Source organism: Agrobacterium larrymoorei (genome assembly GCF_030819275.1).
Lineage (GTDB): Bacteria > Pseudomonadota > Alphaproteobacteria > Rhizobiales > Rhizobiaceae > Agrobacterium > Agrobacterium larrymoorei_B.
Genome location: NZ_JAUTBL010000001.1, coordinates 1728738 through 1754089 on the forward strand (window position 1 = coordinate 1728738; position 25352 = coordinate 1754089).

Annotated in this window: 24 protein-coding genes; 7 read left to right on the top strand and 17 right to left on the bottom strand. The window is 58.7% G+C overall.

Annotated elements, in window-relative coordinates; all coding sequences use genetic code 11:
* The first annotated feature begins 89 nt into the window (after positions 1 to 89).
* Positions 90 to 1019 (top strand): LysR family transcriptional regulator, encoded by a 930-nt coding sequence (locus QE408_RS07865; protein WP_306929901.1) that lies wholly within the window; start codon positions 90 to 92, stop codon positions 1017 to 1019.
* Positions 1020 to 1143: 124 nt separating this feature from the next.
* Here the strand turns inward: QE408_RS07865 and QE408_RS07870 are convergent, their stop codons facing one another.
* Positions 1144 to 2880 carry a diguanylate cyclase domain-containing protein gene (locus QE408_RS07870; RefSeq protein WP_306929903.1) on the bottom strand — a complete coding sequence of 579 codons (1737 nt, stop codon included), beginning with the start codon at positions 2878 to 2880 and terminating at the stop codon, positions 1144 to 1146.
* A gap of 486 nt (positions 2881 to 3366) precedes the next feature.
* On the opposite strand from QE408_RS07870, the gene QE408_RS07875 reads away from it, so the two are divergent.
* The 6 genes from QE408_RS07875 (at position 3367) to QE408_RS07900 (ending at position 9042) form a co-directional block, all read left to right on the top strand.
* Positions 3367 to 4425: a substrate-binding domain-containing protein gene (locus QE408_RS07875; protein WP_306929904.1), complete on the top strand. Its 1059-nt coding sequence runs from the start codon at positions 3367 to 3369 to the stop codon at positions 4423 to 4425.
* Complete coding sequence (locus QE408_RS07880) at positions 4415 to 5428, top strand: extracellular solute-binding protein (RefSeq protein WP_306929905.1); 1014 nt, start codon at positions 4415 to 4417, stop codon at positions 5426 to 5428. The genes QE408_RS07875 and QE408_RS07880 overlap by 11 nt, the downstream gene beginning before the upstream one ends.
* 102 nt (positions 5429 to 5530) lie before the next feature.
* Complete coding sequence (locus tag QE408_RS07885) at positions 5531 to 6343, top strand: ABC transporter permease (protein ID WP_306929907.1); 813 nt, start codon at positions 5531 to 5533, stop codon at positions 6341 to 6343.
* 1 nt (position 6344) lies between these two features.
* Positions 6345 to 7142: an ABC transporter permease gene (locus tag QE408_RS07890; RefSeq protein WP_306929909.1), complete on the top strand. Its 798-nt coding sequence runs from the start codon at positions 6345 to 6347 to the stop codon at positions 7140 to 7142.
* Positions 7139 to 8218, top strand: a complete 1080-nt coding sequence (locus tag QE408_RS07895) for an ABC transporter ATP-binding protein (RefSeq protein WP_306929910.1) — start codon at positions 7139 to 7141, stop codon at positions 8216 to 8218. Before QE408_RS07890 ends, QE408_RS07895 begins: the two co-directional genes overlap by 4 nt.
* Complete coding sequence (locus tag QE408_RS07900; protein ID WP_306929912.1) at positions 8218 to 9042, top strand: phosphodiesterase; 825 nt, start codon at positions 8218 to 8220, stop codon at positions 9040 to 9042. The genes QE408_RS07895 and QE408_RS07900 overlap by 1 nt, the downstream gene beginning before the upstream one ends.
* Before the next feature lie 332 nt (positions 9043 to 9374).
* Here the strand turns inward: QE408_RS07900 and QE408_RS07905 are convergent, their stop codons facing one another.
* The 16 genes from QE408_RS07905 to QE408_RS07980 form a co-directional block, all read right to left on the bottom strand.
* A complete protein-coding gene (locus QE408_RS07905) occupies positions 9375 to 9905 on the bottom strand; it encodes a hypothetical protein (protein ID WP_306929913.1) in 531 nt (176 codons plus the stop codon).
* Positions 9906 to 9980: 75 nt separating this feature from the next.
* On the bottom strand, positions 9981 to 11153 hold the full coding sequence (locus QE408_RS07910; protein WP_306929915.1) for a hypothetical protein: 1173 nt from the start codon (positions 11151 to 11153) through the stop codon (positions 9981 to 9983).
* Positions 11041 to 11745, bottom strand: coding sequence for a BatD family protein (locus QE408_RS07915; protein WP_306929917.1), 705 nt, complete (start codon positions 11743 to 11745; stop codon positions 11041 to 11043). Before QE408_RS07915 ends, QE408_RS07910 begins: the two co-directional genes overlap by 113 nt.
* 14 nt (positions 11746 to 11759) lie before the next feature.
* Positions 11760 to 12155, bottom strand: coding sequence for a hypothetical protein (locus QE408_RS07920; protein ID WP_306929919.1), 396 nt, complete (start codon positions 12153 to 12155; stop codon positions 11760 to 11762).
* Positions 12156 to 12576: 421 nt separating this feature from the next.
* The gene (locus QE408_RS07925) at positions 12577 to 14223 is read right to left on the bottom strand and encodes a VWA domain-containing protein (RefSeq protein ID WP_306929921.1); all 1647 of its coding nucleotides are present in this window, start codon (positions 14221 to 14223) and stop codon (positions 12577 to 12579) included.
* A 1-nt stretch (position 14224) separates the two neighbouring features.
* The gene (locus QE408_RS07930; protein ID WP_306929923.1) at positions 14225 to 15271 is read right to left on the bottom strand and encodes a vWA domain-containing protein; all 1047 of its coding nucleotides are present in this window, start codon (positions 15269 to 15271) and stop codon (positions 14225 to 14227) included.
* Entirely contained in the window at positions 15268 to 15732 is a 465-nt protein-coding gene (locus QE408_RS07935) for a DUF4381 domain-containing protein (RefSeq protein ID WP_306929925.1), read from the bottom strand. Before QE408_RS07935 ends, QE408_RS07930 begins: the two co-directional genes overlap by 4 nt.
* Positions 15729 to 16649 carry a DUF58 domain-containing protein gene (locus tag QE408_RS07940; protein WP_306929927.1) on the bottom strand — a complete coding sequence of 307 codons (921 nt, stop codon included), beginning with the start codon at positions 16647 to 16649 and terminating at the stop codon, positions 15729 to 15731. Before QE408_RS07940 ends, QE408_RS07935 begins: the two co-directional genes overlap by 4 nt.
* A gap of 17 nt (positions 16650 to 16666) precedes the next feature.
* Entirely contained in the window at positions 16667 to 17656 is a 990-nt protein-coding gene (locus QE408_RS07945) for an AAA family ATPase (RefSeq protein ID WP_444876270.1), read from the bottom strand.
* A gap of 288 nt (positions 17657 to 17944) precedes the next feature.
* Complete coding sequence (locus tag QE408_RS07950; protein ID WP_306929929.1) at positions 17945 to 19261, bottom strand: sensor histidine kinase; 1317 nt, start codon at positions 19259 to 19261, stop codon at positions 17945 to 17947.
* A 61-nt stretch (positions 19262 to 19322) separates the two neighbouring features.
* The gene (locus tag QE408_RS07955; RefSeq protein ID WP_306929932.1) at positions 19323 to 20000 is read right to left on the bottom strand and encodes a response regulator transcription factor; all 678 of its coding nucleotides are present in this window, start codon (positions 19998 to 20000) and stop codon (positions 19323 to 19325) included.
* Positions 20001 to 20337: 337 nt separating this feature from the next.
* Entirely contained in the window at positions 20338 to 21399 is a 1062-nt protein-coding gene (locus QE408_RS07960; RefSeq protein ID WP_306929934.1) for a siderophore-interacting protein, read from the bottom strand.
* Positions 21396 to 22226, bottom strand: coding sequence for an ABC transporter ATP-binding protein (locus tag QE408_RS07965; protein WP_306929935.1), 831 nt, complete (start codon positions 22224 to 22226; stop codon positions 21396 to 21398). Before QE408_RS07965 ends, QE408_RS07960 begins: the two co-directional genes overlap by 4 nt.
* Positions 22223 to 23272 (bottom strand): FecCD family ABC transporter permease, encoded by a 1050-nt coding sequence (locus QE408_RS07970; RefSeq protein ID WP_306929936.1) that lies wholly within the window; start codon positions 23270 to 23272, stop codon positions 22223 to 22225. The genes QE408_RS07965 and QE408_RS07970 overlap by 4 nt, the downstream gene beginning before the upstream one ends.
* Positions 23269 to 24312 (bottom strand): FecCD family ABC transporter permease, encoded by a 1044-nt coding sequence (locus QE408_RS07975; RefSeq protein WP_306929938.1) that lies wholly within the window; start codon positions 24310 to 24312, stop codon positions 23269 to 23271. Before QE408_RS07975 ends, QE408_RS07970 begins: the two co-directional genes overlap by 4 nt.
* Positions 24309 to 25253, bottom strand: coding sequence for an iron-siderophore ABC transporter substrate-binding protein (locus QE408_RS07980; RefSeq protein WP_373465524.1), 945 nt, complete (start codon positions 25251 to 25253; stop codon positions 24309 to 24311). Before QE408_RS07980 ends, QE408_RS07975 begins: the two co-directional genes overlap by 4 nt.
* Positions 25254 to 25352: the final 99 nt, after the last annotated feature.

Consider the following 25352-nt stretch of genomic DNA (forward strand, 5'->3'; position numbering starts at 1 on the left):
TTGATGCCCCAACGAACCATGGACTTCAGCGCAGGAAAATAGGAAAGATATGAAGTTCACATCAATAAATATGATGTAAGGTTTTATCCATGCACTTGGCCCAGTCCGATCTTCGCTCCCTCACCGTGTTTCGTGCCGTGGTAGAGCATAAAAGTTTTCTCGGCGCGCAAATCACCCTCGGCCTTAGCCAGTCCGCAGTCAGCTTTCATATCAAGGCGCTGGAGGACAGGCTTGGGTATAAGCTCTGTCGGCGCGGGCGAGGCGGCTTTGAACTGACGGACCGGGGCGCGATCGTCTACGAACAGTCGAAATCTTTGTTCCTGGCGCTCAACGCCTTCGAAAGCGAAATAGGCACGTTGAAAAACCGGATCACCGGGACATTGAGACTTGGCCTGGTGGACAACACGATTACCGATGCGGATCTGCCCATTCATCGCATCATCGCCCGGATCAGCGAAAGGGCTCCAGAGGCACGGCTGGAACTGGTCATCGATTCTCCAGATGCGCTACTGTCCGAAATCGCCAATGGTGGTCTCGATATCGCCATCCTTCCGGAAACTGAGCCGTATCAGAGCCTCAAACTGTCACGCCTACGGGACGAGATCCACTCCCTCTATTGCGCCAAGGGCCATCCTCTTTTCACGGCAGACGAAGCGGACATTTCCGTGCAGCGTGTGGAAGGCTTCGATTTCGTTGTCAGGCCCTATGCCAATATGCGCGAATTGCAGTATTTCCCACGAGCGCGCGCCAAGGCATCGGCGTCGAACATGGAAGCCCAGGCAATGTTCGTCATGTCAGGCCGATATCTCGGCTACTTGCCCGATCATTACGCGGCCGATTGGGTACAGAAGGGCATCTTTCGGGCTCTTCTTCCGAAAGAAGCCAGGATCAATTCACCCTTCATCATCGCCACTCGTCTGGGAGAGAAGCCATCAACCATTCTCGACTTCTTCATTCGAGAACTCGCCGGTCTTGCTTCAGAAACACTTCATCGGAAACAGCTGTCTCCCGGCAGATGAAGGGGAGGGCGTTCAACGGCAACAAATTGCTAGGGCCGCCAGCGCGTCTCGCGGTCCAAAGCCTCTCTTCGGCGCCGCCGCTGCGAGTTAGATACCTCTCTCTCGACGCGTGAAAACACAGTTTTCACGATCTCGATCTCACGCGTTTCCGCTCGCCGTTGTCTTCACAATCTTGCGACTGGTTGCGTCCTGCGGCTTTGGCCCGGTATAGCGCCCGGTCTGCCTGAGCGATCAAGTCGTTCTCGGACAGCGATTGCGAGGGAAGCGCCGTCGCATAGCCGCAAGAAACGGTCACATGACCCCATGGCAAATTTTCAGCATGCGCGATATTCAACGCGGCAACCGCCTTACGGATATTCTCGGCTATTCTCGCGGTTTCTTCGGCACCTATATTTGGCAGCAGAACGACCAGCTCTTCGCCACCGTAACGGGCCGCAAGACCGCCGGTCCCGATGAGCTGCGAAGGGATGACGGCGGCGACATCGCGTAGCGCGCAATCGCCGGCCAGATGTCCGTAGGTGTCGTTGTAGACCTTGAAGCGGTCGAGATCGAGCAGGATGAGCGAAACCGACTGCTGATCTGCGCGTGCCGCCGTCAGCATGGCGCTCAGTTGGGTATTGAAGTAACGCTTGTTGAACAGACGCGTCAACTCGTCCGTCGTTGCCAGTGCATTCAGCTCCTGCTTCATCATCTGATGGCGGGTGACGTCGCGTGTAATGACGACGATTCCGTCAGGTTCGTTGCTATCATCAGCCCGAACGCAGGAGATGACGCTCTCCAGCCAGATCGTGGTTCCATCCATCCGCTGGTGTCGATAGAGGATTGATTCCGTTGAGGATCCCAACCGCACCTTGGCCAGGGCTTGCTCCCATGTGGATCTGGTCTGATCATCCCGGTTATCCAGCACACTCGTGCCAATCACGCTTTCGGTACTCTGCTCGAATATTCTCTCCGCGGCAGGTGATACATACTGCCGGATGCCCGCCAGGGAAATCTTTTCAATCACGTCGGTTGAGGCATTGGCGATAAGGCGGAATTCAGCTTCGCGTGCGGCGACTTTCTGATCCCAGATCTCCCGGAGTTCGATCTGCCTGATCCACCGGACGGCCATGGCGGTACCGATCAAGTAGGCGAGAACGATGCTGAGCCAAGGATATTTTGACTGCTTCAGCCAGTCGGCAAAAATAGAGTCCTTGGTCTGTGCGGCGATCGCCGTTACGCCCGTCTCAGGGCTGCGATAGAACCCGCTGATGCGCTTTGCGCCATCGAAACGCGAGACATATTCGTAATTGCCGCGCAGCTTCTTCATGATCTCATCGCGATAAAGCGCACTGTCAGCGATGTTTGCACCCATCGCCTTGAGGTCCATCGGCAGGCGAAGAAGAATGGCGCCATCCTCGCGCAGCAGGGCAAAGGCATTCTCCTCGTTCACCCCGAATGTTTCAATGAAATGGGAGAAATGATCCATGTCGATGGTTGCGATCATAACACCCGCCAAGCTTCCGTCAGGATTGTCTATCCGCTGGCTGATCGGAAGGAACCACCGGCCATTTGTCTGGCTTTGAGAGGGGAGGCCGAAGCGCGCTTGCGTTGACACATTCGCTTTGTGGAACTGGAAATATTCGCGGTTGGAGAGATCTATGCCTGCGGAATTCGCGGCAAACGTCGATTGGAGCAAGCGGCCTTGCGCATCGGCATAGGCCAGGCTGCGCAGCAAGGGGGAAGTCTTGACGACGTGCAGCATCTCCTCAAACAGCAGTTGGGTTTTGCTTTCGTCGCCGAGCGCCTCTCTAGCGTGAGCAGACAGGTCGTTGAGCGGTTGCTGAGCAAGCGCCATCAAGTCGTCGGTATGAAGCGCCATGGCGCGGGCGGTTTCCATTTGGCGGTTGTTTGCGTTTTGGACCAGCCGCTGCCAATTGGTGTATTCGGTCCAGGTGCCCAGACACGCAAACACGGCCCCGACCGCAAGAACGACGGCGAGACGGAGGCGAGACCTTTTCTTCATATTTTGGGAAATCATATGTTTTTAACGGTTCAAATTCAGATGCACCAATCTTCCGTCAGATGAATGAAAGAAATTCTAATGACCATGAATGCGTCTTTAGACAATAAAGCTGGAGGTCTCACATTCACGTGTTCACTGGATCTACCATCTCCAACGGAAGCCACAGCGCAAAACCCTGAAGTCGGCTGAAACAAACCTGCCATCATCTTGATGATTTGGAAGCACACTGAAGATCGGGATTCATTCGACTGAAAACGACTGAAACACTGTCACTGAGATATTAGACTCCTTTGCTAGGGCTTCTCTCCGTGCCGCGACGAATGCGGCATACCGAGAGGTTCCATGGTTCGAACGCCCGCAAATATTCGCGATGTCGCCGCACGTGCCGGCTGCTCCATCGCCACCGTCAGCCGTGTTGCGACAGGCAACGGTCCTGTCAGCGTTGCCATGCAGAAAAAGGTGGTGGATGCGGCGCTGACCCTTGGCTTTCCCCTTGCCCCGCCGTCGGCTGCGCGCCGGCCTGTCCTCGGCGTTCTCCTTCCCAGTCTCACCAATCCGGTCTTTGCCGGTGCGCTCGCCGGCATCGAACATTGCGCTCGCACCAACGATCTCTCGATCATCATCGGACAATCCAACTATCGGGCCGACGAGGAAATGGCCGTCATTGCCGCTTTGATTGCCGAGCGCCCCATGGGGCTCATCATGACGGTCTGCGATCCCGCAACGAGTGATGTGTTCGCCACTGTGGCCCGACAGGGCATCCCTGCCGCTACCGTCTATAATGAGGGCGTGCCGGACGGTTTCGGCTCCGTTTCGGTCGATAACCGGGCGGCGATGCGTGAGCTCACGGAAAAGCTGCTGAACCTCGGCCATCGTTCCATCTTGTTCGTCGGTGGCCGGTTTGCATCCTCGGATCGCGCGATCAATCGTTATCGAGGCTATTGCGATGCGATGAAGGCCGCCGGTTGTCAGCCCTTCGCGGCCTTGGAGGTGGACTTTATCGACGCGACCGAAGACGTCGATTTGACCACTGCCCTGGACAAGCGTCATCCGACGGCGATCGTCGTTTCGAACGATCTACTCGCCCTCACGGTGATCGCTTCTTTGCGGCGTTCGGGTCTGCGCGTGCCGCAGGATGTCTCGGTGACCGGCTTCGATGGCATAGATCTCGCCCGACACATCTCGCCAAGATTGACAACGATTGTCCAACCCTCCCGCACCATGGGTGTCCTGGCGGCCTCCATGGTGCTCGATATCGCCGCGGGGCGGCGGCATCCGGCCCATATCCGGGCTAACTTCACCTTCGCTTGCGGCGAAACGATCGAAGAGGCCAAACCCCATCCACGCACCCAATCTTCTTCTTCCTCAACGAACCAGGAACCTCACTCCCATGAAAATTAAACTCCTCCTGGCCTGCCTCGGCTTTCTGGCAGGCGCCTTCATTCTTGCGCTGACGCCCGCGCGCGCAGCAGACGCCGTTTGTTACAACTGCCCGCCCGAATGGGCGAACTGGGGTCAGATGCTGAAAAACATCAAGACCGATCTCGGCATAGACATCCCTGGCGACAACAAGAATTCCGGCCAGGCGATTGCCCAGATCATCGCCGAAAAGGCAAGCCCCGTGGCCGATATCGCCTATCTCGGCATCAATGCCGGCATTTCTGCAGCGAGCCAGGATCTCGTGGCAGCCTGGAAGCCAGCGCGTTTCAATGAAATTCCGAATGGCCTGAAGGACCCGGAGGGCCGCTGGTGGACGGTGCACCAGGGTACGCTCGGCTTTTTCGTCAATGTCGATGCGCTGAACGGCGCGCCGGCTCCGGCCTGCTGGGCCGACCTTTTGAAGCCGGAATATAACGGTCTTGTCGGCTATCTCGACCCGACCTCCGCCGCTGTCGGTTATGTTTCTTCCGTCGCCGCCAACTCTGCGCTCGGCGGTACGCTCGAGAATTTCTCCCCTGCCATCGACTTCTTCAAGAAGCTTGCCGCCAACGGTGCCATCGTCACCAAGCAGACTTCCTATGCCCGCGTCGTTTCCGGCGAGATTCCGGTTCTGCTCGACTATGACTTCAATGCCTATCGCGCCAAATATACCGAAAAAGGCAAGTTCGCCTTCGTCATTCCTTGCGAAGGCACCGTCAGCTTTCCCTATGTCATGACGCTGGTCAAAGGCGCACCGCATATGGACGCCGCAAAAAAGGTCCTCGACTATCTGCTCTCCGACAAGGGCCAGCTCTTCTGGACGACGGCCTATCTTCGCCCGGCCATTCCGGTGGAGATGCCGAAGGATATCGCCGACAGGTTCCTGCCAGCAAGCGACTATCAGCGTGCCAAGGCTATCGACTGGGCGAAGGCGCAGGCAGCACAGAAGGCGTATTCCGAGCGCTATCTCGCGGAAGTCCGCTAAGCCTTCGGCGCAAACCTCCCTCAAAAAGGCAGCCGAGACGATGCATGTCCCGGCTCGCCATCCGCCTCATCCGCATCCGATGACTTTGCCAAGGAGACCGCCGTGAAGAACAGGCGCTTCGACATCCTGCTTCTCTTGCCGCTGGCGATCTTCGCGCTCGCCTTCCTCCTTTTGCCGATGGTCCGTCTGACGGTTGCGGCAGCAAGCACGGAACGCGGGCCAATGGCCTTTTTCGCCATCCTTACCGATGAGCGCTATCGCACCAGCCTGATCGCCACGCTGATCCTGGCTCTCTTCACCACGGCGGTCACGCTTATCCTTGCCACCATTGCGGCGCAGACGCTGGCCAACCGGCGCTTTGCCGGACGCGGTGTCCTTTTGTCGCTGCTGACCTTTCCGCTTGCCTTTCCGGGCGTCGTCGTCGGCTTCATGGTCATCTTGCTTGGCGGTCGTCTGGGGCTTGTCGGTAATCTTGCCAGGGCATTGACCGGCAGCAATCTCGTCTTCGCCTATTCGCTGACCGGGCTCTTTCTCGGCTATGTCTATTTCTCCGTACCGCGTGTGCTGCTGACAATTCTGGCAGCGGCTGAAAAGCTCGATCCGTCGCTCGTGGAAGCGGCGCGGTCACTCGGCGCGGGGCCGATCACCATTCAGCGCGACATCGTGCTGCCGGCTTTGTTTCCGGCCATGTATGCCGGTGGTGCGCTGTGTTTTGCCACTGCCATGGGCGCCTTCGGCACGGCCTTTACGCTTGCCACGAATGTCGATGTCGTGCCGATGCTGATCTACACCGAGTTCACGCTGGCAACCAATGCCGGCATGGCAGCCGCACTCTCCATAGCGCTTGGTCTGATCACCTGGGCAGTGCTTGCCCTTGCCCGCAACCGCGCCATGCGCGATGCCACGGGAGCGTGAGATGCGCAGGATTTCCTGGACATCGGCTGCTGGCATTGCCGTCACCGCCCTTCTGACGCTCTTCCTGACAATGCCGGTCATCCTTTCGATTTTCGCAGGGCTGAGCGTCAACTATGCGCGCGGCCTCTCCGCCGGGCTGACACTGGACTGGGTAGGCCAGGTCTTCGAGCTTTATGCCGATACGATCTGGCGAAGCCTGATTGTCGCGGTCGCGACACTTCTCATGACATTGCTGATCGGCGTTCCCGGCGCCTATGCACTGGTGCGTAGTGGCGGTCGATTTGCCCGCATCGTCGAGGAGATCGTGACGCTGCCGGTCGCGATACCCGGACTTGCGCTAGCGCTTGGATTGATCCTCGCCTATGGCGGCTTCGGCACTTTTCGCCAGTCGACGCTCTTCATCGTCGTCGGCCATGTGCTCTTCACGCTACCTTTCATGCTGCGCGCCGTCATCGCCGTTCTCGATACGATCGACTGGAAGGTGCTGGACGAGGGCGCGGCAAGCCTCGGCGCGCCCGCTTGGCGGCGCTTCTTCGACGTCATCCTGCCCAATATCAGCCAGGGCATCCTTGCCGGTTCGCTGACCGTCGTCACGCTCTCCGTCGGCGAGTTCAACATCACCTGGATGACCCATACGCCGATGACCAAGACGCTGCCGGTCGGTCTTGCCGATGCCTATGCCTCGATGCGCCTTGAAGTCGCTTCGGCCTATACGCTCGTCTTCCTCATCATGATCGTCCCTCTTTTGATTGGCCTCCAACTGGTGGCCAGCCTCACCGAAAAGCGAACTGCACCATGAACGCTCACTCCCTCGTCCCGGCGGCGCCATCCAGCCGCGGCGTTTCCATCTCCACTCACGCGCTCTCCAAGACTTTCAATGGTGTGGCGGCGCTCCATACCACCGACCTGCATGTCATGGCTGGCGAAATCCTCGTGCTGCTCGGTCCATCGGGCTGCGGCAAGACCACGCTTCTGCGCCTCATTGCCGGACTGGAGGAACCGGATGGCGCGGATATGATCCGCTTCGACGGGGAAGATGTGACACAGGTGGCGATCGAAAAGCGCAATGTCGGCATGGTCTTCCAGTCCTATGCGCTGTTTCCCAATATGAGCGTTGCGGAAAACGTCGCCTATGGCTTGAAGATCCGCAAAATCGCCAAGGCCGAACGCGAGGCGGAAACCCGGCGGCTGCTTGCCCTTGTCGGGCTTGAGGAACTGGGAGACCGTCGCGTCACCACCATTTCCGGCGGCCAGCGCCAGCGTTGCGCTCTTGCCCGTGCGCTGGCGATCCGCCCGCGCGTGCTGTTGCTGGATGAACCGCTGGCCGCGCTCGATGCCGTTCTGCGCGAACGTCTGCGGGTGGAAATCGGCCTGCTGCTCAGGGAGTTTGGCATCACGGCCATCTATGTCACACATGATCAGGCCGAGGCCATGGCGATCGGTGACCGGGTCGCGGTGATGAACCGCGGCCGCATCGCGCAGATCGATGCGCCTCGCGTCATCTACCATCGCCCGGCCAATGCCTTCGTGGCCGATTTTGTCGGCACGATGAACCGCCTTCATGGCGACGTTCGTGATGGTGTTTTGAGACTTGAAGGGGAGGGAACACGGGCGGGACTAACTCTCGGCGGCCCGGATCGATCAGCGGTGGTCTGCTTTCGCCCCGAAGCGGTGCGACTTTCGGACACCGGCGCGGTTGTTACGCGTGTCGTCGCCTCGACCTTTTTCGGCGCTACGCAGCGCCTCATCGTCGAGGTGGCACCGGGCCAGACTTTGCAGATCGACCTGCCGTCGGCGCTGACTTTCCAGCCCGGCCAAACCGTCGCCTTCGACATCGAAGGTGACGCCCTTATCGAGTTCAACCAAGAAGACTGATGATGCTGATTGCCCAGATTACCGACCTTCATATCCGCCCGCATGGCATGCTTGCCTATGGCGTATCAGAAACCAATCTCTATGCCGAACATGCTATTCATGCACTGCTGCGGCTCGACCCGCGCCCCGAGTGCGTCATCGTCACGGGCGATCTGACCGATTGTGGGCTCGTGGAGGAGTATGAGATTATCCGCACGCTGTTCGACCGGCTGCCCATGCCCGTCTATTGCGTGCCCGGTAATCACGACCGGCGCGAAGAGTTCCGGTCGACCTTTGCCGATCTCGACTATCTGCCCGTATCAGGCCTCCTCGATTTTGTGACATCCTGCGGACCCATTCGTATCATCGGCCTCGACACGCTGGTGCCGGGCGAAAGCCATGGTGCGCTCCGTCCCGAAACGCTATCCTTTCTGTCTGACACGCTCGCCGCTGCGCCGGATGCGCCAACGCTCGTCATGCTGCACCATCCGCCCTTCGAAACCGGCATTGGCCACATGGACCGGGTTGGGCTTCTTGAGGGCGTTGCAGAATTCGAGCGGATCATTGCTGACCATCCGCAAGTACAGCGCGTCCTCTGCGGCCATGTCCATCGCGCCATCCAGACCATCTTCGGCGGAACCCTATGCCAGATTGCGCCATCCGTCGCTCATCAGGTAGCGCTGGACCTGACCCCCGAGGCGGCGTCATGTTTCGTGCTGGAAGCTCCGCAATTCCTGCTGCACCGCTTCTCGCAAGGTCGCTTCGTCACCCACACGGCCCAAGTCGAACGCGCGCCGGGACCGTTCCCATTTATCCTGCCTGATGATTATCCGGGGAGGAATTAAAGCGCCATTGGCGATGGCGGCGATGTGGCCAGGATGGCGATCGGGACTGGCAGTTCTTGTGCTGTGGTCATCCCGCGCAGGCTCGTCTGATCGTCGTTCATTTAAGCGCTTCTGCACTGAGAGAGAGGGTCAACAGAGAACCTCGGCTCCAAGGTATGAAAGCGGTGACCTCAAGATGAGAAGAACTGCGATGTACTACCGGATGGAAGCCGGACATCAGCTGCAACACCTATGGCATTATGCATGAGCGTTAAGGCATTTGTACGCCGTGAGGACTCTAATGATCCCGGTCCTCGCTTTTCTATCTGCAAATTTGTTTTTTAACCTTAGCCTTAAACGGATTTCCTGATGATGGTTGCACACGCAGCCAAGTCCTGCTCGCGCCTATTGGTGAGTATTTCCTCTTCCAATTCGCTTAACCGCATCATGTGCGCTGTAAGGTTAAGAGCGATGACGTGGCTGTCCTCGATGGGAGAATGCTGCCACGCCTTGAGGTTGCTTATGACCTCTATGAGTTCCTGACGCTCGTCTTCAAGCTTAGCTAAACTCCAAATCATTGTACCCCCTGAAAGTGTCCGTATTACAAAAGCGCAACGCCCTTCCAAGGCATTGGTTTCATCGAACAACGATTCATGGTGAAAATTATTTAAATTTTTAGCTGGCGCGTTTCCGGCATCACTAAGGGTGCTCCACATGTCTGGCTGGAAAGTTGAAATAGGATCCGCAGTTCCGCAATCAAACCGGAAATGCCAGGCTGGCAACGAGGATTGGCCCAGGTCCCGGACCGGCGTACCTCTGTAGAGAGGAAAAGGAGGAGGCTTGTGACGGGCTCCTCCTTTCAATTGCGCTTCGTCTCTCGCCACGACGGCTTTGGGCCCTTCAAATCGGTTATTAAGGACGTCACCAAAGCCGCCTGGAAGCGGACGTAGCTCGTGGCCTCAGGCCGGATAGAGCGACGGTAGCTTCGACGAGGTCTTGTCCTGCGAACCACCGATCTTGCGGTCTTCCCGTGCCAGGACGTTGAGCGAGTCATGGGCTCTAGCCTCTGTGGCTTCCGCCACGGGTGCAAAGGCTGCTTTTTCCAAAGCGGCAATTGCCTCTCTGGCTGCATCCGTCATGGCCGGGTCACCACCCGCCAGCCGGCGCCAGGCAAGAACACAGCCGTAGGATCCGCGAAGATCACCGGATTTTCCCTTGCTGATTGCCTGAGCCAGCTGCTTGCGACGTTCAGAAACTGTATCGGCTGGCCGTTCCTGCTTGGACGTATTCGCCGCGACGGGTTTTCTGAGACTTTCGTCAGCACGCTGCTTTCGTCTGACATAGAGCGCTGCACCGCCGAGCGCGGCCAGGACCGCGGCGACCCCGAGACCGGCAAATAGAGAGGCGGGCAATACCTCGCTGCTTTCCTGATGTCCTTGCGACTTCACCGGAGAGGCAGGTGCAGTTTTTTGTGTCGCTGCAGTTTGGTTGTTGGCAGGTGGTATCGTTCCTTCGGCCTTGATGACCTCGCTTGGCAGGGTGGCTGTTTTCGCCTCTCCCGAGACACTGTCGGTCCAGTGCACCTTGATCTCTGGGAGCGTGATCTCGCCACCACGGGTTGGCACCACGGATACGAGAAAATCCTTTCTCGCGACGGTGCCTTCAGCTGTTTGATCTTCGCCCTTCTGCACGTCATCAAGATAAATCCGCGCGCCATCCGTGTTATCGAAGGACAGGTCGGGAAGCTGAACCGTGCTGGCACCGAGCGCCAGCAGGCTGATGCGCCGGGTCACCGCTTCTCCTTCCTTGAAAACCGGGTGCTCGGGCGACCATTTGGCGGTCAGCTTGACGTTCTTGGCAGGCAGGAACCACTGGTGTTGCCCGGAGCCGGCGTTGGGATCCGCGCGTACCGTCAGTTTGATAGGCTCTGAGCGAACGGCGAAAGGTTTGCCACTATCGAACATGTCGTTGAACATGGATGACGGGAAACCCGGGAATCCCTGAAAATCTGCGAAGGGATCACGGCCCCTCGCTGAAGGATCGGCAACGGAGCCGCGCAGGACGAAGGGGGGAATTTCGATTGCACCCTTCTCCTGAGGTTTGAGCATATAGGTGCGTTCGATGATGTTCACCGGCTCCCCATTCCGCGTCGCCTGGTTCACCCTGTCCTCTCCGCGTTGAACGAGTTCGAATGCGCTTGAATGCGGCGGGATCAGCTCGGCGCTCTTTATCGGCGCGCTGGTCTCGATCCGCACCGTCAGCGGCGGTTTCCTGAAACAGAAAAGGGCTGCCGTCCTTAAGGGTCGCGGAGAGGTTGATCGCCGAGGTACCCGTGGCTTTGGGCATGGAGCCCGCATCCACCACCTTGATGGCGACGGGCGCGCTGCTCAGGCTTCCCGCGTTGATCGCGGGAATTTCCAGTGTACCCGTCGATTTCGGCGATAGGGACACGATCCAGCTCTCGCTTTGAGACCGTTTCCCGTTGATGATTTGCGTCGACGAGGACTGCGATGTGCCCAGGATGTCGAAATCCTTTTGTAGCGGCGTGAGATCCGGGTTTGCATCCGCCTGGCCGTTGGTCGTGAGCGTCAGCTGAAACGTGTCCCCTTGCGCCACCGTGCCGCTGTCCACGCGGGCAGAGAGCCCTGCGGCAAAGGCCGGAACGGCAAGCGCAATCGAAAGAGCAGCAGCGCTGACTGTGGTCTTGAGGCTATTGAAATTCATAGTTCTGCTTCCTCTTAGTTAGAGCCAGACTGAAGCTGGGCGTAATGTTGACGAATACGGGCACGCAGCAGGCCGGACGGGTCATCAGGGACTTCGCGCAACTGTTGCTCGACTGCCTGATCGACGACCGGAGCACCGGGGACGGAAGCCTTCACTTTCTCGCCACCCTTGTCTGTGCCATTGCCTTCCAGGACACTGGACAGCATTCTCGACAGAGCGTTTTCGCTCTCCTTACTGGCTTGTCCGCTTTCGTTACCGGAAGCGCTTGCTTGCTGACGGGCCTTGGCAGCCTCCTGTGCCGCCTTGTCCGCCTGGGCAAGCCCCTCGGGACCAGTCTTGTCTTGTTGCTGGCCTGACTGCTCGCTGCCGCCGTCCTTACCCTTCGGCTTGGTTGCAGAGGCATCTTGCATTTGTTCCTGGCCTGCACCGGCGTTGTGATCCTTCGCCTTCTCAGCCGCGCTCTTCTCCCCTTCTGCCTTCGCGGATTGACCGTTCTTCGCCTCATCGGCGGGTTTCGAAGCTTCGGCAGATGCCTGGTCTTTAGGTTGTTCGCCCTGCGATGCGTTTTGCTGCTTGGCTTCTTCCTGCGAACCGCCTTCCTGGCCCGGCTGAGCGGCAGATTGATGCTGATCGCCGGACTGGCCACCTTTTTGTTTCTGCGAATTCTCAGAGGCCTGCTGCTGGTCCTGTTGGCCACCTGCATTCTGCTGCTTCTGCTGGGCTTGAGAACCGGATTGCTGACCTTGTTTGCCCTGCTGGCCGGACTGACCCTGCGATTGCTGCTGATCCTGCTTTTGACCGTTGCTGCCGGCTTGCTGTTGTTGATCCTTTTTATCGTTCTGGCCGGACTGCCCGCCATTCTGTTTCTGCGAGTTCTGAGCGTCTTGCTTCTGGTCCTGTTGGCCACCTGCGTTCTGCTGTTTTTGCTGGCCCTGGGAACCGGACTGCTGATCTTTCTGATCCTGCTGGCCGGACTGACCCTGAGACTGCTGCTGGTACTGTTTTTGACCATTCCCTCCAGCCTGCTGCTTTTGGTCCTTTTATCTCGTCTTGGCCAGATTGCTGTTGCTGCTGCTTGTTTTTCTCCTGTTCCTGCTTTTTCTGATCGTCGAGCAGCTTCTGGACGAGATCGCGATTGTACTTCGCGTCTGCATCATGAGGGTTGGCAGCCAGCGCTTGGTCATATGCGCCGAGCGCCTCCTTCAGCTGGCCGGATTTGGCAAGTGCGGTACCTCGATTGTAGGCGTTCTCGGAAAAATCCTGAGCTGCGGCCGCGTAGTTGCCCGCCCGGTAGGCAGCACTGCCGCGCCAGGAGGGGGTCTCGAACTTGCCCGAAGCCGTATTGTAATCTCCTGAGGCAAAGGCCTGCTTGCCCTGCTGGTCGGAGGTCGACCACAGGTCTTGCCAGGTTCCTGCATGGGCCTGCCGTGTCGCAATGCCGGGCACGAAATTCATGCAGACGATCAGTCCAATGGCGAAGACCAGGCCGCGCCGGAAAGCAAAGGGCAGAAGCAGGACCGGCAAGATCAGGAGCCAGTAGCCCATATCGACCCAGCTGTCGGCTTTGAAGTCCTGTGCCTTGCCCGCGGTCTCGGCCTTGTCGGTCTTCGGCAGGATGCGGTCCAGATCGGCGCTGTTTGCGGTCACGCTGGAGTAGGTACCGCCACCGGCCTTGGCAACCGCGCCAAGAGCTTGCGCATCAAGCGATGTCGTCACTTTTTCGCCAGAGCGATCGGTAATGGCCTGACCGCTTGCCGTCTGCAACGTAGCTCCCTTTTCGGTGCCAACGCCGAGAACCGAGACGGTGTAACCGGCTTTGCGTGCCTCGGCCGCTGCCTTTTCCGTTGCCGCCGCATTACCGGCGTTGTCGGCGAGCAGCACGATTTTGCCCCGCGTCGCATTCGCTCCTTTCAAGACAGACACTGCCTCGGAGATGGCGAGATCAGGCCTGTCGCCCAGTACGGGCATCAGTTTGGTGGAAAGGTCGGGGATCATCTGCGAAATCACTTTGTTGTCGCTTGTCAGAGGAGCGGCGACGAAGGGGATGTCCGAATAGATGACCAGTGCGCGCTCATCACCTTCCGTGCGGGCAAGAACGTCGCGCAACTTATGGACTGCGCTGCGCAAGCGGCTCGGCTGTAAGTCGTCCGAATTCATCGATTGCGCCAGACTGAGAACCGCAACCACGGGTTCTCCACCGGTAAAGGAGGGAACCTCAGCCTTTTCCCACGTCGGGCCAGCAAGCCCCGTCACCAGGACAACCAGCATGGCCGCTGCCACAGATGGCAGGAAGCGGGATGCGCGGGCCGTTGCGCCGCTGATAGCCAGATGCCGCAGCAGATGGGCGTCAACATACTTGCCCCAGTTGCCGCCGGTGGCGCTCTTGCGGGACCGCATGACGAGCCATAGAAGAAGGCCCGCCGGGATCAATGCCCAGAACCATTCCGGGCGCATGAAGTGGAAAAGATTGGTTTCCATGTCAGGCTTCCTTAGTTGCGGGGCCGTTATTCACCGGACCCTTGTACAAGCGGCGGTTTGCCATGAGAGCCGGAACCGTACCGATCAGCACGGACAGTGCGGCGATGAGCAGGGCGAGACCGGCTGGCCAGAAATAGAGTGCGATTTCGGGGCGCACATGCACCGGGTCGGCGCCAACCGGCTCAAGCTTGTCGATGGAGCGGTAGACCTGAGCCAGGCCGTTGACATCCGTCGCCCGGAAATATTGCCCGCCGGTCAGCTCCGCGATCTTGCGCAGTGAGCCTTCGTCAAGGTCAGAAGATGTGACCATCTGGCGACCCATCGCGGTGTCGACGGCCATCGGAGCTCCGCCAACGCCGATCGTGTAGATGCGGATCCCCAGTTTCTTGGCGAGTTCGGCCGCCCGGATTGGGTCCATCTCGCCTCTGTTGTTCGCGCCGTCTGTCAGGAGAACGAGAACACGTCCTTCGGCTGGTCTGTCCTTCAGGCGGTTCAAGGACACCGCGATGGCATCGCCAATTGCCGTTTGCTGACCGGTCAACCCGACCTGGGCCTCGTCAAGAAGCTTGCGGACGGCCTCCCGGTCGAAGGTCAGGGGTGCTTGCAGATAGGCGCGATCTGAAAAGAGAACCAGACCAACGCGGTCACCCTTGCGGCTTTCAATGAAAGCATCAGCCGCGTTCTTGACCACGTTGAGGCGGGTGGTTGGTCTGCCGCCGACAGCGAAATCCTGCTCGGCCATGGAACCGGAAAGGTCGATAGCCATCATGATGTCACGTCCTTCGGCGGGTAGCGGCACTTCCGGTCCGACATAGGCCGGACGGGCGAGGGCCGTCACCATCAGCAACCATACGAGCGAGGCAGCAGCGAGCTTCCACCATGATGTCGAAGTGCGGTCGGCCCGGCCTCCTAGGTCCCGCGACAGGCTGGCAAAGAACGGCACTTTCAATGCACCGCCCAACCCCTTGTCAGCGGGTTTGAGGAAATAGCGCAGCACAAAGGGCAGCGGCAGCAGTAGAAAGGCAAATGCCCAGAGAAAGGTAATCATCCGTTCCTCCTGATCCAGGTGGCGGTTTCGGCGCGCAGCGCCTCCGGTTCGAAATTCTCATTGGCCGGCGGGCCGTAGGGACCCGTGGCCAGAAGCGTGGCACTGTTGCTGCTCATTCCGTATTTGCCTTGCATCAGAAATGCGCTCCATGCCTCGCCGGTCAAAACATCGGCCCCGGCCGAGCGGCGGCGGGCGACCCGTCGCAGGAGGGAAGAGATCTGCGCAAGAAATTCGTCCTGCCTGTCAGGCTTGATCGCCTCAAGCTCGCGAAGCGCCAGAAAACGCGCACTCCTGCGGCGTATCCGGATCCAGACCAGGGCGACAACGCTGAGGATGCAGACGAGGGCGATAAGTGCCCACCAACCCGGCGCAAGCGGCCACCAGCCGATGGGCTGAGGCAGATGAATGTCGCGAAGCTGGGCCAGCTGCGTCTGCATTTGTGGAGTGAGTTGCGTGCTCATGCTGCCATACTCCGGTTGAGATGCGGATGGAGGATCCAGGAGGAATCGTCCGGTGTCTGCAAGAAGTGGCAGACCATGCCGTGGTGCCGGCTGACTGTCTCCAGCCGCTCTTTTCGCGCCTCGAACTCATGCGCGTAGCGTTCGAGTTTGCGTCCGCCAAGCGCCGATACGGCCAAGGCATGTTCGCCATCGGTCAGGCGCCCGCCGCGCGGTGGTAGAGCGGCATCGAAGGGATCGCTGACGTGGATGTTGGTGACATGGGCATTCACCGCCAGATGCCGAAGCTCGGTCTCCGCTTCGTCTCCGAAATCGGAGAAGTCGCTGATAACGAAGGCCAGAGTTCCTGGCCGGTTGCGGTGACGCAGGCGGCGCAGGGCATGCGCCAGCGTCGCCTCCGTGCCGATGGGTCGCTCGAGCCGGGTTTCTTCCGATAGCGCCTCCAGAAGCCCAAGCACCGAGCGCCGCGTTCTGGCGGCGGGGAAGTCCCGCAGACCGTTGCGCGTCATGACAAGTCCGCCGACACGGTCGCCGCCGTCATGTCCGGTCCAGGCCATCATGGCAGCCACTTCGGCTGCCAGATTGGACTTGAAACGGTTTCTGGTGCCGAACTGCATCATCGCGCGCATGTCGGTCAGAATGACGATGGGCCGTTCCCGCTCCTCCTGGAAGAGCTTGGTATGGGTTTGGCCCGTGCGGGCGGTGACCCGCCAGTCGATGGATTTTACGTCGTCGCCCGGCTGATACAGACGGCTTTCGGCAAATTCCATACCGCGACCGCGATAAACGGAACGGTTGGCACCCCATTGATGGGTCGCAACGCGGCCGGATGGTGCAAAGCCGGTCAAGCCGCGCTGCGGTCGCACCCGAACAAGTTCGGGCAGGGTCGCGACAATGCCTTTGAGGTCTTGGTCTGTCATGACGGTCTCCCGACTGTTCAAGCAACAGGAACCCTGTCGATCAGGGCATCGATGAAGGCGTCGGCGGTTTTGCCTTCCGCTTCGGCCTCGAAACTCAGGATGATGCGGTGGCGTAGCACGTCATGCAGGACGGCCTGCACGTCGGACGGGGTGGCGAAATCCGCACCGTTCATCCAGGCATGCACGCGCGCGCAACGGTCCAGAGCGATGGTCGAGCGGGGCGATGCGCCATAGGAAATCTGATGCGCGAGGTCCGCGCCGTACATCTGGGGACGGCGGGTCGCCTGGATCAGCTGAATGATGTAGTCGGTCAGCGCATCCGAGACATGGGTCTTCAGAGCCGCCTGCCGGGCCTCGAAGATGTCACGTTGGGACACCCGGAAGGTAGACTTTACGGTTTCAGCCATGGCCTCGCCGCGGACGATCCGCAGGACCTCTCGTTCGGCTTCAGGGGAGGGAAAGTCGATCTTGACGTGCAGCATGAAGCGGTCGAGCTGGGCTTCCGGCAGCGGATATGTACCTTCCTGTTCGATTGGGTTCTGGGTCGCCATCACCATGAAGAGTTCCGGCAGACGGTAGGTCTTCCCGGCGACGGTGACTTGGCGCTCCGCCATGGCTTCCAGGAGTGCCGATTGCACCTTGGCGGGCGCGCGGTTGATCTCGTCGGCTAGGATCAGGTTGTGAAACAGAGGACCTGGGTGAAATTCGAAGGTTCCCTTTTCCGGGCGATAAATCTCGGTTCCCGTCAGGTCGCTTGGAAGCAGGTCCGGGGTAAACTGGACACGGCACGGCTCGCCTTCGATAAGCTCGGCCAAGGTGTTGACGGCCTTGGTCTTGGCAAGGCCCGGTGCTCCTTCCAGCAGAATGTGTCCATCACCGAACAGGCCAAGGAGCAAACTGTCGATAAACGTTTCCTGGCCGACGATCCGTTTGTTCATATGATCGCGGAGCGCATCGACAAGCGCGTTGTTCGAGCGGGCTGCGGTTCGAAGTGTGTTCATGGTCATCAGAGTGCCTCGCAATCGGGCCTGGCCTTTTGCCGAGGCGCCGCGGTTTCAGGGTCAATACTTCGATGGAAGCAAGAAACCGGCGAAGGGGCAGCTACACCGCGTCCGTCCGCCACTCTGGCGGCTTAGGCTTGCAGTGCAATCTCCGCGACATATGCTGAAGAGGGAGCAGGTCTTTCAGCATGGGCGGCCCAAGTCGGCTCTTGCTTTCACGGTTCATTTCCCGAAGTCGATGAACAGTTGAGACACTAAGCGACGCAGTTTGAGGCAGCTTGCCGCGTTCTATAATTATTGTTGAAGTTGGCGTTTGGGGAACGAGACCATAACGCGCAGGCCCTGATGATCAGGGGAGCCGGGATCGATGGCGGACAGCGTGATGACGGCTTCATGTTGGTCTGCGACCGCCTTGACCAGCGCAAGGCCGAGACCGCTGCCCGGCTTGCTGCGAGCGCTGTCGAGCCGTTTGAACAGCTCGAAGACCTCATTGCGTTGAGCGTCAGGAATGCCGCCGCCGGTATCCTCAACGATAAGGTCGATCGTCTCTGGCCGGTCGGAAAGGAGAACCCGGATCGAAATGCCGGAGCCTCCATGCACAATGGCATTGCCGACGATGTTGGCGAGCATTTGCTGCACCATGCTCTTGTCGCACAAAAGCAGGTATTCTTCAGTGTCTCCTACACGAAAGTCGAGCGTTTGCCCGTTCTCCTGTGCGAGCGGTGCGAAGAATTCCAGCGTATTCTCAACAAGACCGCGAAGGTCGTTCAGCTGCATGTCCTTGCGCGGCGAACCGGCGCGGATGCGGGTGATGCGGAGAATGGTGTCGATGATCTCGTTGAGCGAGCCGGTCTCGTTGAGTGCCCGCTCGACTTGTGGGTGCGGATCGCGTCCGGCCTCTAGTGCGTCGAGGGCATCGTTCAGCAAAAGACCGACGCGCGCGAGTGGGGTTTTCAGGTCATGTGCGATCGCAGTCGTTGTCGCGCGCATGCTGTCCATCAGGCGCGATAGCACATCAAGGTTCGCGTTGATCTGAATGGAGATGCGGTCGATCTGATCCTTTCTCTCGACGATCGGTACGCGCGCATCGGACTCGCCGCTTGCAACGCGCCCGAGAACGCCTTCGATCGACCTCAATTTCGAAAAACTCCTACCACTTGCCAAGAGACCCAGAACCAGCGTTCCGAAGGTCAATAGCAAGGTCATGATCAACACCCCGGCAATCATGTAAACGCGCATCTCGTCGACGGCCTTGAGATTTCGGCCGACAACGAGCGTTGCATCGGCGAACTTCTGGACCGATATCACAAAATGACCTTCGCTCCCTTTGGCCGAGATGGACTGCAGCGTGGTGTCGCGCACACCGATGAAATCCGGCATGGTGAGATGGGCACCCGCAAGGTTGACGCCATGTTCATCATAGACGGCAGAGATGCGGTCCTGGCTGCTGACGAGGTCACTTAGCGTACCGATTGCCTTCACCAAGCCGTCTCGCCCCTCCGCGGCGTAGACGTCGCTTAAAAGGACGGCCTCTTCCAGGGTCTGCTGCAAGGTGGCATCGCGCAGAGTCTTGGTAACCGACCCTATGAAGAGTGTCCCTCCAAGGCTCATGAGAACAAGAACGCCTATCGCGACCTTTGCTGAAGTTCGAAAGGAGCTACCGGACATAAGATCAGTGAGGCGCACGAATCCGGTATCCCATGTTGCGGACGGTTTGGATCAAGGCTGTATCGAAGGGCTTGTCGATCTTCTGGCGCAGCTTGCTGATATGGGTCTCCACCACGGTGGTGCCTGGATCGAAGGAGAAGTCCCAGATTTTCTCCAGGATCATGGTCTTGCTCACAACCCGGCCCTCGGCTTCCATCAGCAGTTCGAGCAGTGCGAATTCCTTGTTCTGCAGATCGATGACCTGCCCCTGGCGGACTGCAACGCGTTTAAGAAGGTCAAGCTTGAGATCGTGGCAAATGAGTTCCGTCTTCTGGCTATTCTCTTTCGGTCGGCGGGAGAGGGCGTGAATACGTGCGAGCAACTCAGAAAAGTGAAACGGTTTGACGATGTAGTCGTCGCCGCCTGCCATCAACCCCTCTACCTTGTCTTCGAGACCGGAGACCGCCGTCAGAAAGATGACCGGCAGCGAACTTTTTGACGCTCTCAGCGCCTTGACCAGAGAGAGCCCGTCGAGGCCAGGCATCATTCTGTCGACGATGGCAAGATCGCAGGTGTTGTAGAGGCAATAGGTCAGCGCTTCGCGACCGTCACTCACCCAGTCGACCGAAAACCCCTGTTCGATGAGACCTTTGCGGATATATCCCGCCATTGTCTCATCGTCTTCCGCGACTAAAATTTTCACTGCTCGAAATTCCGGTTTGAACACAATGCCTCGCCGCTTACTAGCTACTGCTATTTGCTGTGCATGTGAATGCCGGAATTATAGGGTTTCAGGGGGCCCGCCACTTCCGCAGCCAACTCCCCGCGTGATCAGGGTCGCTACGTATTCAGAGGAATGGCCACACCAATGCAAAAGCAATGGTGTGATCACTCGCCATTCCTTCGTCAGCCCCCGGACCATTCGTTTGGGGAATTCGATCTCGGAAAACTTTGGTGTCGCCCGAGTAGGCTTCACGCTGAAGGTGCTGTTTCAATGCAGCAGCGTCATTGAAACAGCATCCTTGCGGTCGCGTTCGCCATCAATCCTCTTTACTCCAATACCAAGCGACGTATTGCTGCTTTCGGTCACGCTCCTTTTCAGCAAGATGACGCTTGATCGTACGAACATCTGATTTTTCGCCAGCAAACCAAACGAATGTCTCTCGCGGGATATTGTCTATTTCGGCTTTCAACCGCTCAACAAGGTCATTGCCGCCATTTTGGCCGTAAGTGGAGCGGTGCAACCATTCAACCGAAACCAGTTCATCGTTGCGGATCGCTTGCTCTTCCGCTGCATCCTCGACTTCTATAATTGCCTTTATTGTGGTGCCGGTTGGCGCTTCTTCCACCATCCGGGCGATGGCTGGCAAAGACGTTTCGTCTCCTGCAAAGAGGATCGATTTTGCTTCAGGCAGATGGCCACTTCCAGGTCCCATGAGCGCCACCCGTTGTCCCGGTTGTGCATCGCGGGCGAAGTCTGCGCCGGGCGTGGCGACGCCTGGCTTCGGATGCTGGAGAAAGTCGATGCTGACGAGCTTGGCCTCTTCATCCACTGAACGGATCGTATAGGCGCGCACAAGAAGTTCATCCTCCCCGTCTGGCCAGCCGATACTGCCGTTTTCCTTCAGCTTCGGCCAGACCGGCGTTCGGTGGAGTGGCGGTACAAGCAGGCGCACATGGATGTCGCCGCCGATAAAGGGTGTCACATCCGACACTTTCAGGATAACTCGACGCATGCGCGGCGTCACATCCTCAGAACCTAAGACTGTCGCCTCGTAAAAGCCGGGTGGGCGGACTTTTGGTGCAGGCTTTGACCATTCGAGCATAAACGGTTCATCACCGGCGAAATAAAATAAGTGCTCGGCAAACATGGTGCGTGTTGCGGCGAGCATTTCTTCGTTCTCGGTCCGAATTTCGATCAGTAATCGCTCATTCGCGGTCTTGACATCGATCGCCCAGTCCTCGGATCTCAGTGAGGCTCCGTGCTCCGATGGAACGACATCGGAATGCTCGACGAAGTGCTCGCAGATTTCAGCGAGCATTGCGTTGACATCAGCAGGGCTGGCGATACCGGAAAGGGTGGAGAGGTGGATTGCATTCATGATCTTGCCTGCATCAAAGGGACGTTAGGGGCTCGCGAATGGTGGCGGCCCATGGGAAGCATCATCGGTCTGTCTGAGATCGGATCGAGGAGGATCTGGCTCTCAAGTCCGAAGACTTCTCGAACCAAGTCCTGTGTCAGAACATCTTGAGGTGAGCCTGCCATGAAAGGCCGCCCTTCCAGCATTGCGACGAGGTGATCCGCATAGCGCGCAGCGAGGTTGAGATCGTGCAGCACCATCACGATGGTCGTGCCATGCGTCTGGTTGAGGTCGGTCAACAGGTCGAGGACATCGATCTGATGGCTTACATCCAGAAATGTCGTCGGCTCATCCAAAAGCAGGACTTCGGTTTGCTGCGCGAGTGCCATCGCAATCCAGACCCGCTGCCGTTGGCCGCCGGACAATTCATCGACGGGCCGTTCAGCCAGATCGAAGGTTTGCGTCGCCACGAGAGCTTCCGCAACGGCACGATCGTCGTCCTTGGTCCAGGATGCGAAAAGACCGTGATGGGGATGCCGTCCGCGGCTGACCAGATCCATCACCGTGATGCCTTCGGGAGCAATGGGTGATTGCGGTAAAAGCCCCAGTCGTCGTGCGAGTTCTTTCGTAGGAAGCCGATGAATGGCGCGGCCGTCGAGAATGACGTCGCCGCGTTGCGGCGCGATGAGGCGGGAAAGCGCCTTGAGCAGGGTGGATTTCCCACAGGCGTTGGCTCCGACGACGGCGGTGATCTGGCCAGAAGGAATGGCGAGATCCAGGTCCTTCAAGATTTCCTTTTCGCCATAACCGGCGAAAAGGTTTTTGGCCTCAAGGTGCGGACCAGTCATGAGGCAGCTCCTTGGCGGTTGCTTCGAATGATCAGGATAATGAGGTAGGGCGCTCCAAGTGCGCCAGTGACGACACCCACAGGATAGCGGCCTGGCAAGAGAAATTGCCCGACGAAGTCGCTTGCGAGAACAAGGGTTGCACCAACCAATCCTGCGGGGAGTAAGATCGAATGACGGCGTCCAAATAGGCCAGCGGCAATAGGGCCTGCCAAAAAGGCAACAAAGGCGATCGGTCCGGTGATAGCGGTTGCTGTCGCGATCAATCCCACGGCGGAGACGATAATCAGGAGGCGAGTCGATGACACATTGACGCCCAGTGCGGTGGCTGTGTCTTCACCCGTTCGCATGACCTCGAGATCGCGTGCCTTGACCAGAAGAACGCTGCCAAAAACCACAAGTGCGAGCAGCAGGGGACCTGCCATTTCGAGCTTCGCGCCATTCAAGCTTCCCGTGAGCCAGCGCATGGCTTCCTGAAGACTGAAGGCAGGGGCGCGTGAGAGGATGTAGACGATCATGCTCTCAAGCATGGCCGAGACACCGATGCCAACAAGGATGAGCCGAGCGCCCGAGACGCCGTTGCGGTAAGAAAGGCCATGGACAAGCAGTGCCACCGCGAGCCCTGCCAGCACTGCAAATACCGAAGCCGCGGGGCCGCTTATCCCGAGAATGACGATTGCGAAGACGGCTGCTGCACTCGCACCCGAGGTGATGCCGATAATGTCGGGGCTGGCGAGCGGATTACGCAGCAGGGTTTGAAATGCCGCGCCGCCCAAGCCGAAACTCATACCCGCTACCACACCAAGAACTGCCCGAGGCAATCGCAATTGGCCAACGGTAAAACCCGCTCCGGGCACGTTTTCGCCCGCAAGGATTCGCATGACATTTGACAAGGGGACATATGTTTGGCCGAAGGTGAGAGTGCAGCAGAACAGGACGAGGACAACCAGGACCACTACGGACAGCAACGCTTGGCGACGTCTGAGGTAACGGGTCCGGCTTTGTCTGACCGTTTCCGACAAGGCCGATGTCGTGGGCGCATAGGTCATAGCTTCTTCACCTTCTGCCGACGGACGATGAAGATGAAGAATGGCGCGCCGACCAAAGCCGTCACGACGCCCACTTCCAGCTCTGACGGACGCGCAGCGAAGCGACCGACGATATCGCTGAGTGTCAGGAGGATTGCGCCGCCGAGTGCGGAGAATGGCAGGAGCCAGCGGTAATCCACACCGAAGAGAAGCCGGCAGACGTGTGGCACGACCAGACCGACAAAACTAATGGGTCCGCACACGGCGGTTGTCGCGCCGCAAAGGATCACGGCGCCGACTGTCGCGATAATCCTCGCGACGGCAACGTTCTCTCCGAGACCGGCAGCCAGCTCATCCCCGAGAGCAAGCACATTCAACTTCCGAGCAGAGAGCATGCAGAGTGCGAAGCCTATGATCAGAAAGCCGTAGACCGGCTCCATGCGCTCAAAAGTAGCCCCTCCAACTCCTCCGATCTGCCAGGAACGGATACCCCCGGCGATATCTGCCCGCGGTAGAACGATGGCGATGACGAGTGAGGAAAATGCAATGGCGGTTGCGGTGCCCGCCAGTGCCAGTTTCAAAGGCGTAGCGCCGCCGCGTCCCATTGAGCCGATGGTATAGACGAAGATGGAAGTTGCCGCCGCGCCGAAAATTGCCAGCCATATGAAACTGTGGGCTGAGCTAATTCCGAACCAGGCAACCCCAACCACGACGGCAAGAGATGCACCTGTGTTAATTCCTAAGATGCCGGGATCGGCCAAAGGGTTGCGGGTGACACCCTGCATCACGGCTCCGGCCAATCCGAGAGAAGCCCCGGCAATCAGCGCCAGCACTGTTCGCGGTATCCGCGTTGCGACCGCTGCCCGATCGAGAGTGGAGATGTCGCCCGTGATAGCGGCCAAAACGTCTGCCGGTGGCACATCGCGTGTTCCCACCATGAGCGAAACGAGCGCAATAAGCGTTAAGCCCCCCAGAACCGCAACAAGACATAGGAGCCTCGTGCGCTCGGTTACAGTGAACCTCGGTGGCTGTGCCAGTTGCAGCACGTCGCGCGCATTCATTCCGTTTTTCTCGCTGCTTCCGCAAGCTTGGCGACATAGGCGGGCAAGACCCACGTGATGGAAAGAGGCGTGGGATTGGCCGCTGTGCCGACCGGATCGCGACCCAAAGTCACGATGGCATCGTGCTTGACTGCGGGCATGCGTGCGAGGAGGGGATTGGCCTTCATCGCATCGACAAGTTGCTGATCGCCGTAGGTAACGACAATGTCGACATCGTCGAACATGTCGATCTGCTCGGCGCTGATTGAGCCAGCGAAGCTGCCATTGGACGAGGCCTGAACCACGCTTTTGGGCATGGAGAGACCAAGATCCTTGAAGAAGCGAACTCGTGTGTCCTGTGATGTGTAGAAATTGACGACGCTGAGATCGGTCGCGTCGAGATGTGTCACAAACATCGCGGACTTGCCCTTCAACTCAGGGTATTTTGCAACTTCTGCTGCGATCTTGTTCTCGATGTCGGCAATGAGCGTTTCACCTTCAGCAGCCATGCCCAGACCGGCACTATCGAAACGGATGGTCTCGCGCCAATCGGTGGACCACGGCGCCTGCGGATAGGCAACCACCGGCGCAATCTGGCTCAGTGTCGCGTAGTCGCTTTGGTTCAATCCTGAATAGGCGGCGAGAATGACGTCTGGTTGTGTCTCGGCCACCGCCTCGAAATCAATTCCATCACCTTCATCGAATAAGCGAGGTGTTTTGCCGTTGAGTTCCTTAAGGCGCTCCGAAACCCATGGCAGCAGGCCATCGCCGTCATCATCGCCAAAATTAGCCGCCGCCATGCCGACCGGGACAATCCCCAACGCTAGTGGAACTTCGTGATTGGCCCAAGCAACCGTTGCAACTCGGAGCGGTTTTTTCGCGATCGTCGTGGTGCCGAGCGCATGTTTGATGTCCAGCGGAAAGCGAGCCACGTCATCTGCTGCGGTCTGCAACGAGGTCATGCTCAGGAGTAGGGCTGCAAGCGGCGCGAGCTGATGCAGTTTGACCCGCATGGTCCTGTTCCTTTCATGTTAAGTTGACTGTCAGTCTCAGCTTAATTT

What these genes read in the sequence shown, in the direction of transcription:
- QE408_RS07940 (WP_306929927.1), bottom strand. Translation starts at nt 16,649, where the DNA reads ATGACAGACCAAGACCTCAAAGGCATTGTCGCGACCCTGCCCGAACTT.
- QE408_RS07880 (WP_306929905.1), top strand. Translation starts at nt 4,415, where the DNA reads ATGAAAATTAAACTCCTCCTGGCCTGCCTCGGCTTTCTGGCAGGCGCC.
- QE408_RS07875 (WP_306929904.1), top strand. Translation starts at nt 3,367, where the DNA reads ATGGTTCGAACGCCCGCAAATATTCGCGATGTCGCCGCACGTGCCGGC.
- QE408_RS07920 (WP_306929919.1), bottom strand. Translation starts at nt 12,155, where the DNA reads ATGCAAGATGCCTCTGCAACCAAGCCGAAGGGTAAGGACGGCGGCAGC.
- QE408_RS07890 (WP_306929909.1), top strand. Translation starts at nt 6,345, where the DNA reads ATGCGCAGGATTTCCTGGACATCGGCTGCTGGCATTGCCGTCACCGCC.
- QE408_RS07900 (WP_306929912.1), top strand. Translation starts at nt 8,218, where the DNA reads ATGATGCTGATTGCCCAGATTACCGACCTTCATATCCGCCCGCATGGC.
- QE408_RS07980 (WP_373465524.1), bottom strand. Translation starts at nt 25,253, where the DNA reads ATGACCTCGTTGCAGACCGCAGCAGATGACGTGGCTCGCTTTCCGCTG.
- QE408_RS07970 (WP_306929936.1), bottom strand. Translation starts at nt 23,272, where the DNA reads ATGACCTATGCGCCCACGACATCGGCCTTGTCGGAAACGGTCAGACAA.
- QE408_RS07915 (WP_306929917.1), bottom strand. Translation starts at nt 11,745, where the DNA reads ATGAATTTCAATAGCCTCAAGACCACAGTCAGCGCTGCTGCTCTTTCG.
- QE408_RS07870 (WP_306929903.1), bottom strand. Translation starts at nt 2,880, where the DNA reads ATGGCGCTTCATACCGACGACTTGATGGCGCTTGCTCAGCAACCGCTC.
- QE408_RS07960 (WP_306929934.1), bottom strand. Translation starts at nt 21,399, where the DNA reads ATGAATGCAATCCACCTCTCCACCCTTTCCGGTATCGCCAGCCCTGCT.
- QE408_RS07930 (WP_306929923.1), bottom strand. Translation starts at nt 15,271, where the DNA reads ATGATTACCTTTCTCTGGGCATTTGCCTTTCTACTGCTGCCGCTGCCC.
- QE408_RS07965 (WP_306929935.1), bottom strand. Translation starts at nt 22,226, where the DNA reads ATGACTGGTCCGCACCTTGAGGCCAAAAACCTTTTCGCCGGTTATGGC.
- QE408_RS07895 (WP_306929910.1), top strand. Translation starts at nt 7,139, where the DNA reads ATGAACGCTCACTCCCTCGTCCCGGCGGCGCCATCCAGCCGCGGCGTT.
- QE408_RS07975 (WP_306929938.1), bottom strand. Translation starts at nt 24,312, where the DNA reads ATGAATGCGCGCGACGTGCTGCAACTGGCACAGCCACCGAGGTTCACT.
- QE408_RS07935 (WP_306929925.1), bottom strand. Translation starts at nt 15,732, where the DNA reads ATGAGCACGCAACTCACTCCACAAATGCAGACGCAGCTGGCCCAGCTT.
- QE408_RS07865 (WP_306929901.1), top strand. Translation starts at nt 90, where the DNA reads ATGCACTTGGCCCAGTCCGATCTTCGCTCCCTCACCGTGTTTCGTGCC.
- QE408_RS07945 (WP_444876270.1), bottom strand. Translation starts at nt 17,656, where the DNA reads ATGACCATGAACACACTTCGAACCGCAGCCCGCTCGAACAACGCGCTT.
- QE408_RS07925 (WP_306929921.1), bottom strand. Translation starts at nt 14,223, where the DNA reads ATGGAAACCAATCTTTTCCACTTCATGCGCCCGGAATGGTTCTGGGCA.
- QE408_RS07950 (WP_306929929.1), bottom strand. Translation starts at nt 19,261, where the DNA reads ATGAGCCTTGGAGGGACACTCTTCATAGGGTCGGTTACCAAGACTCTG.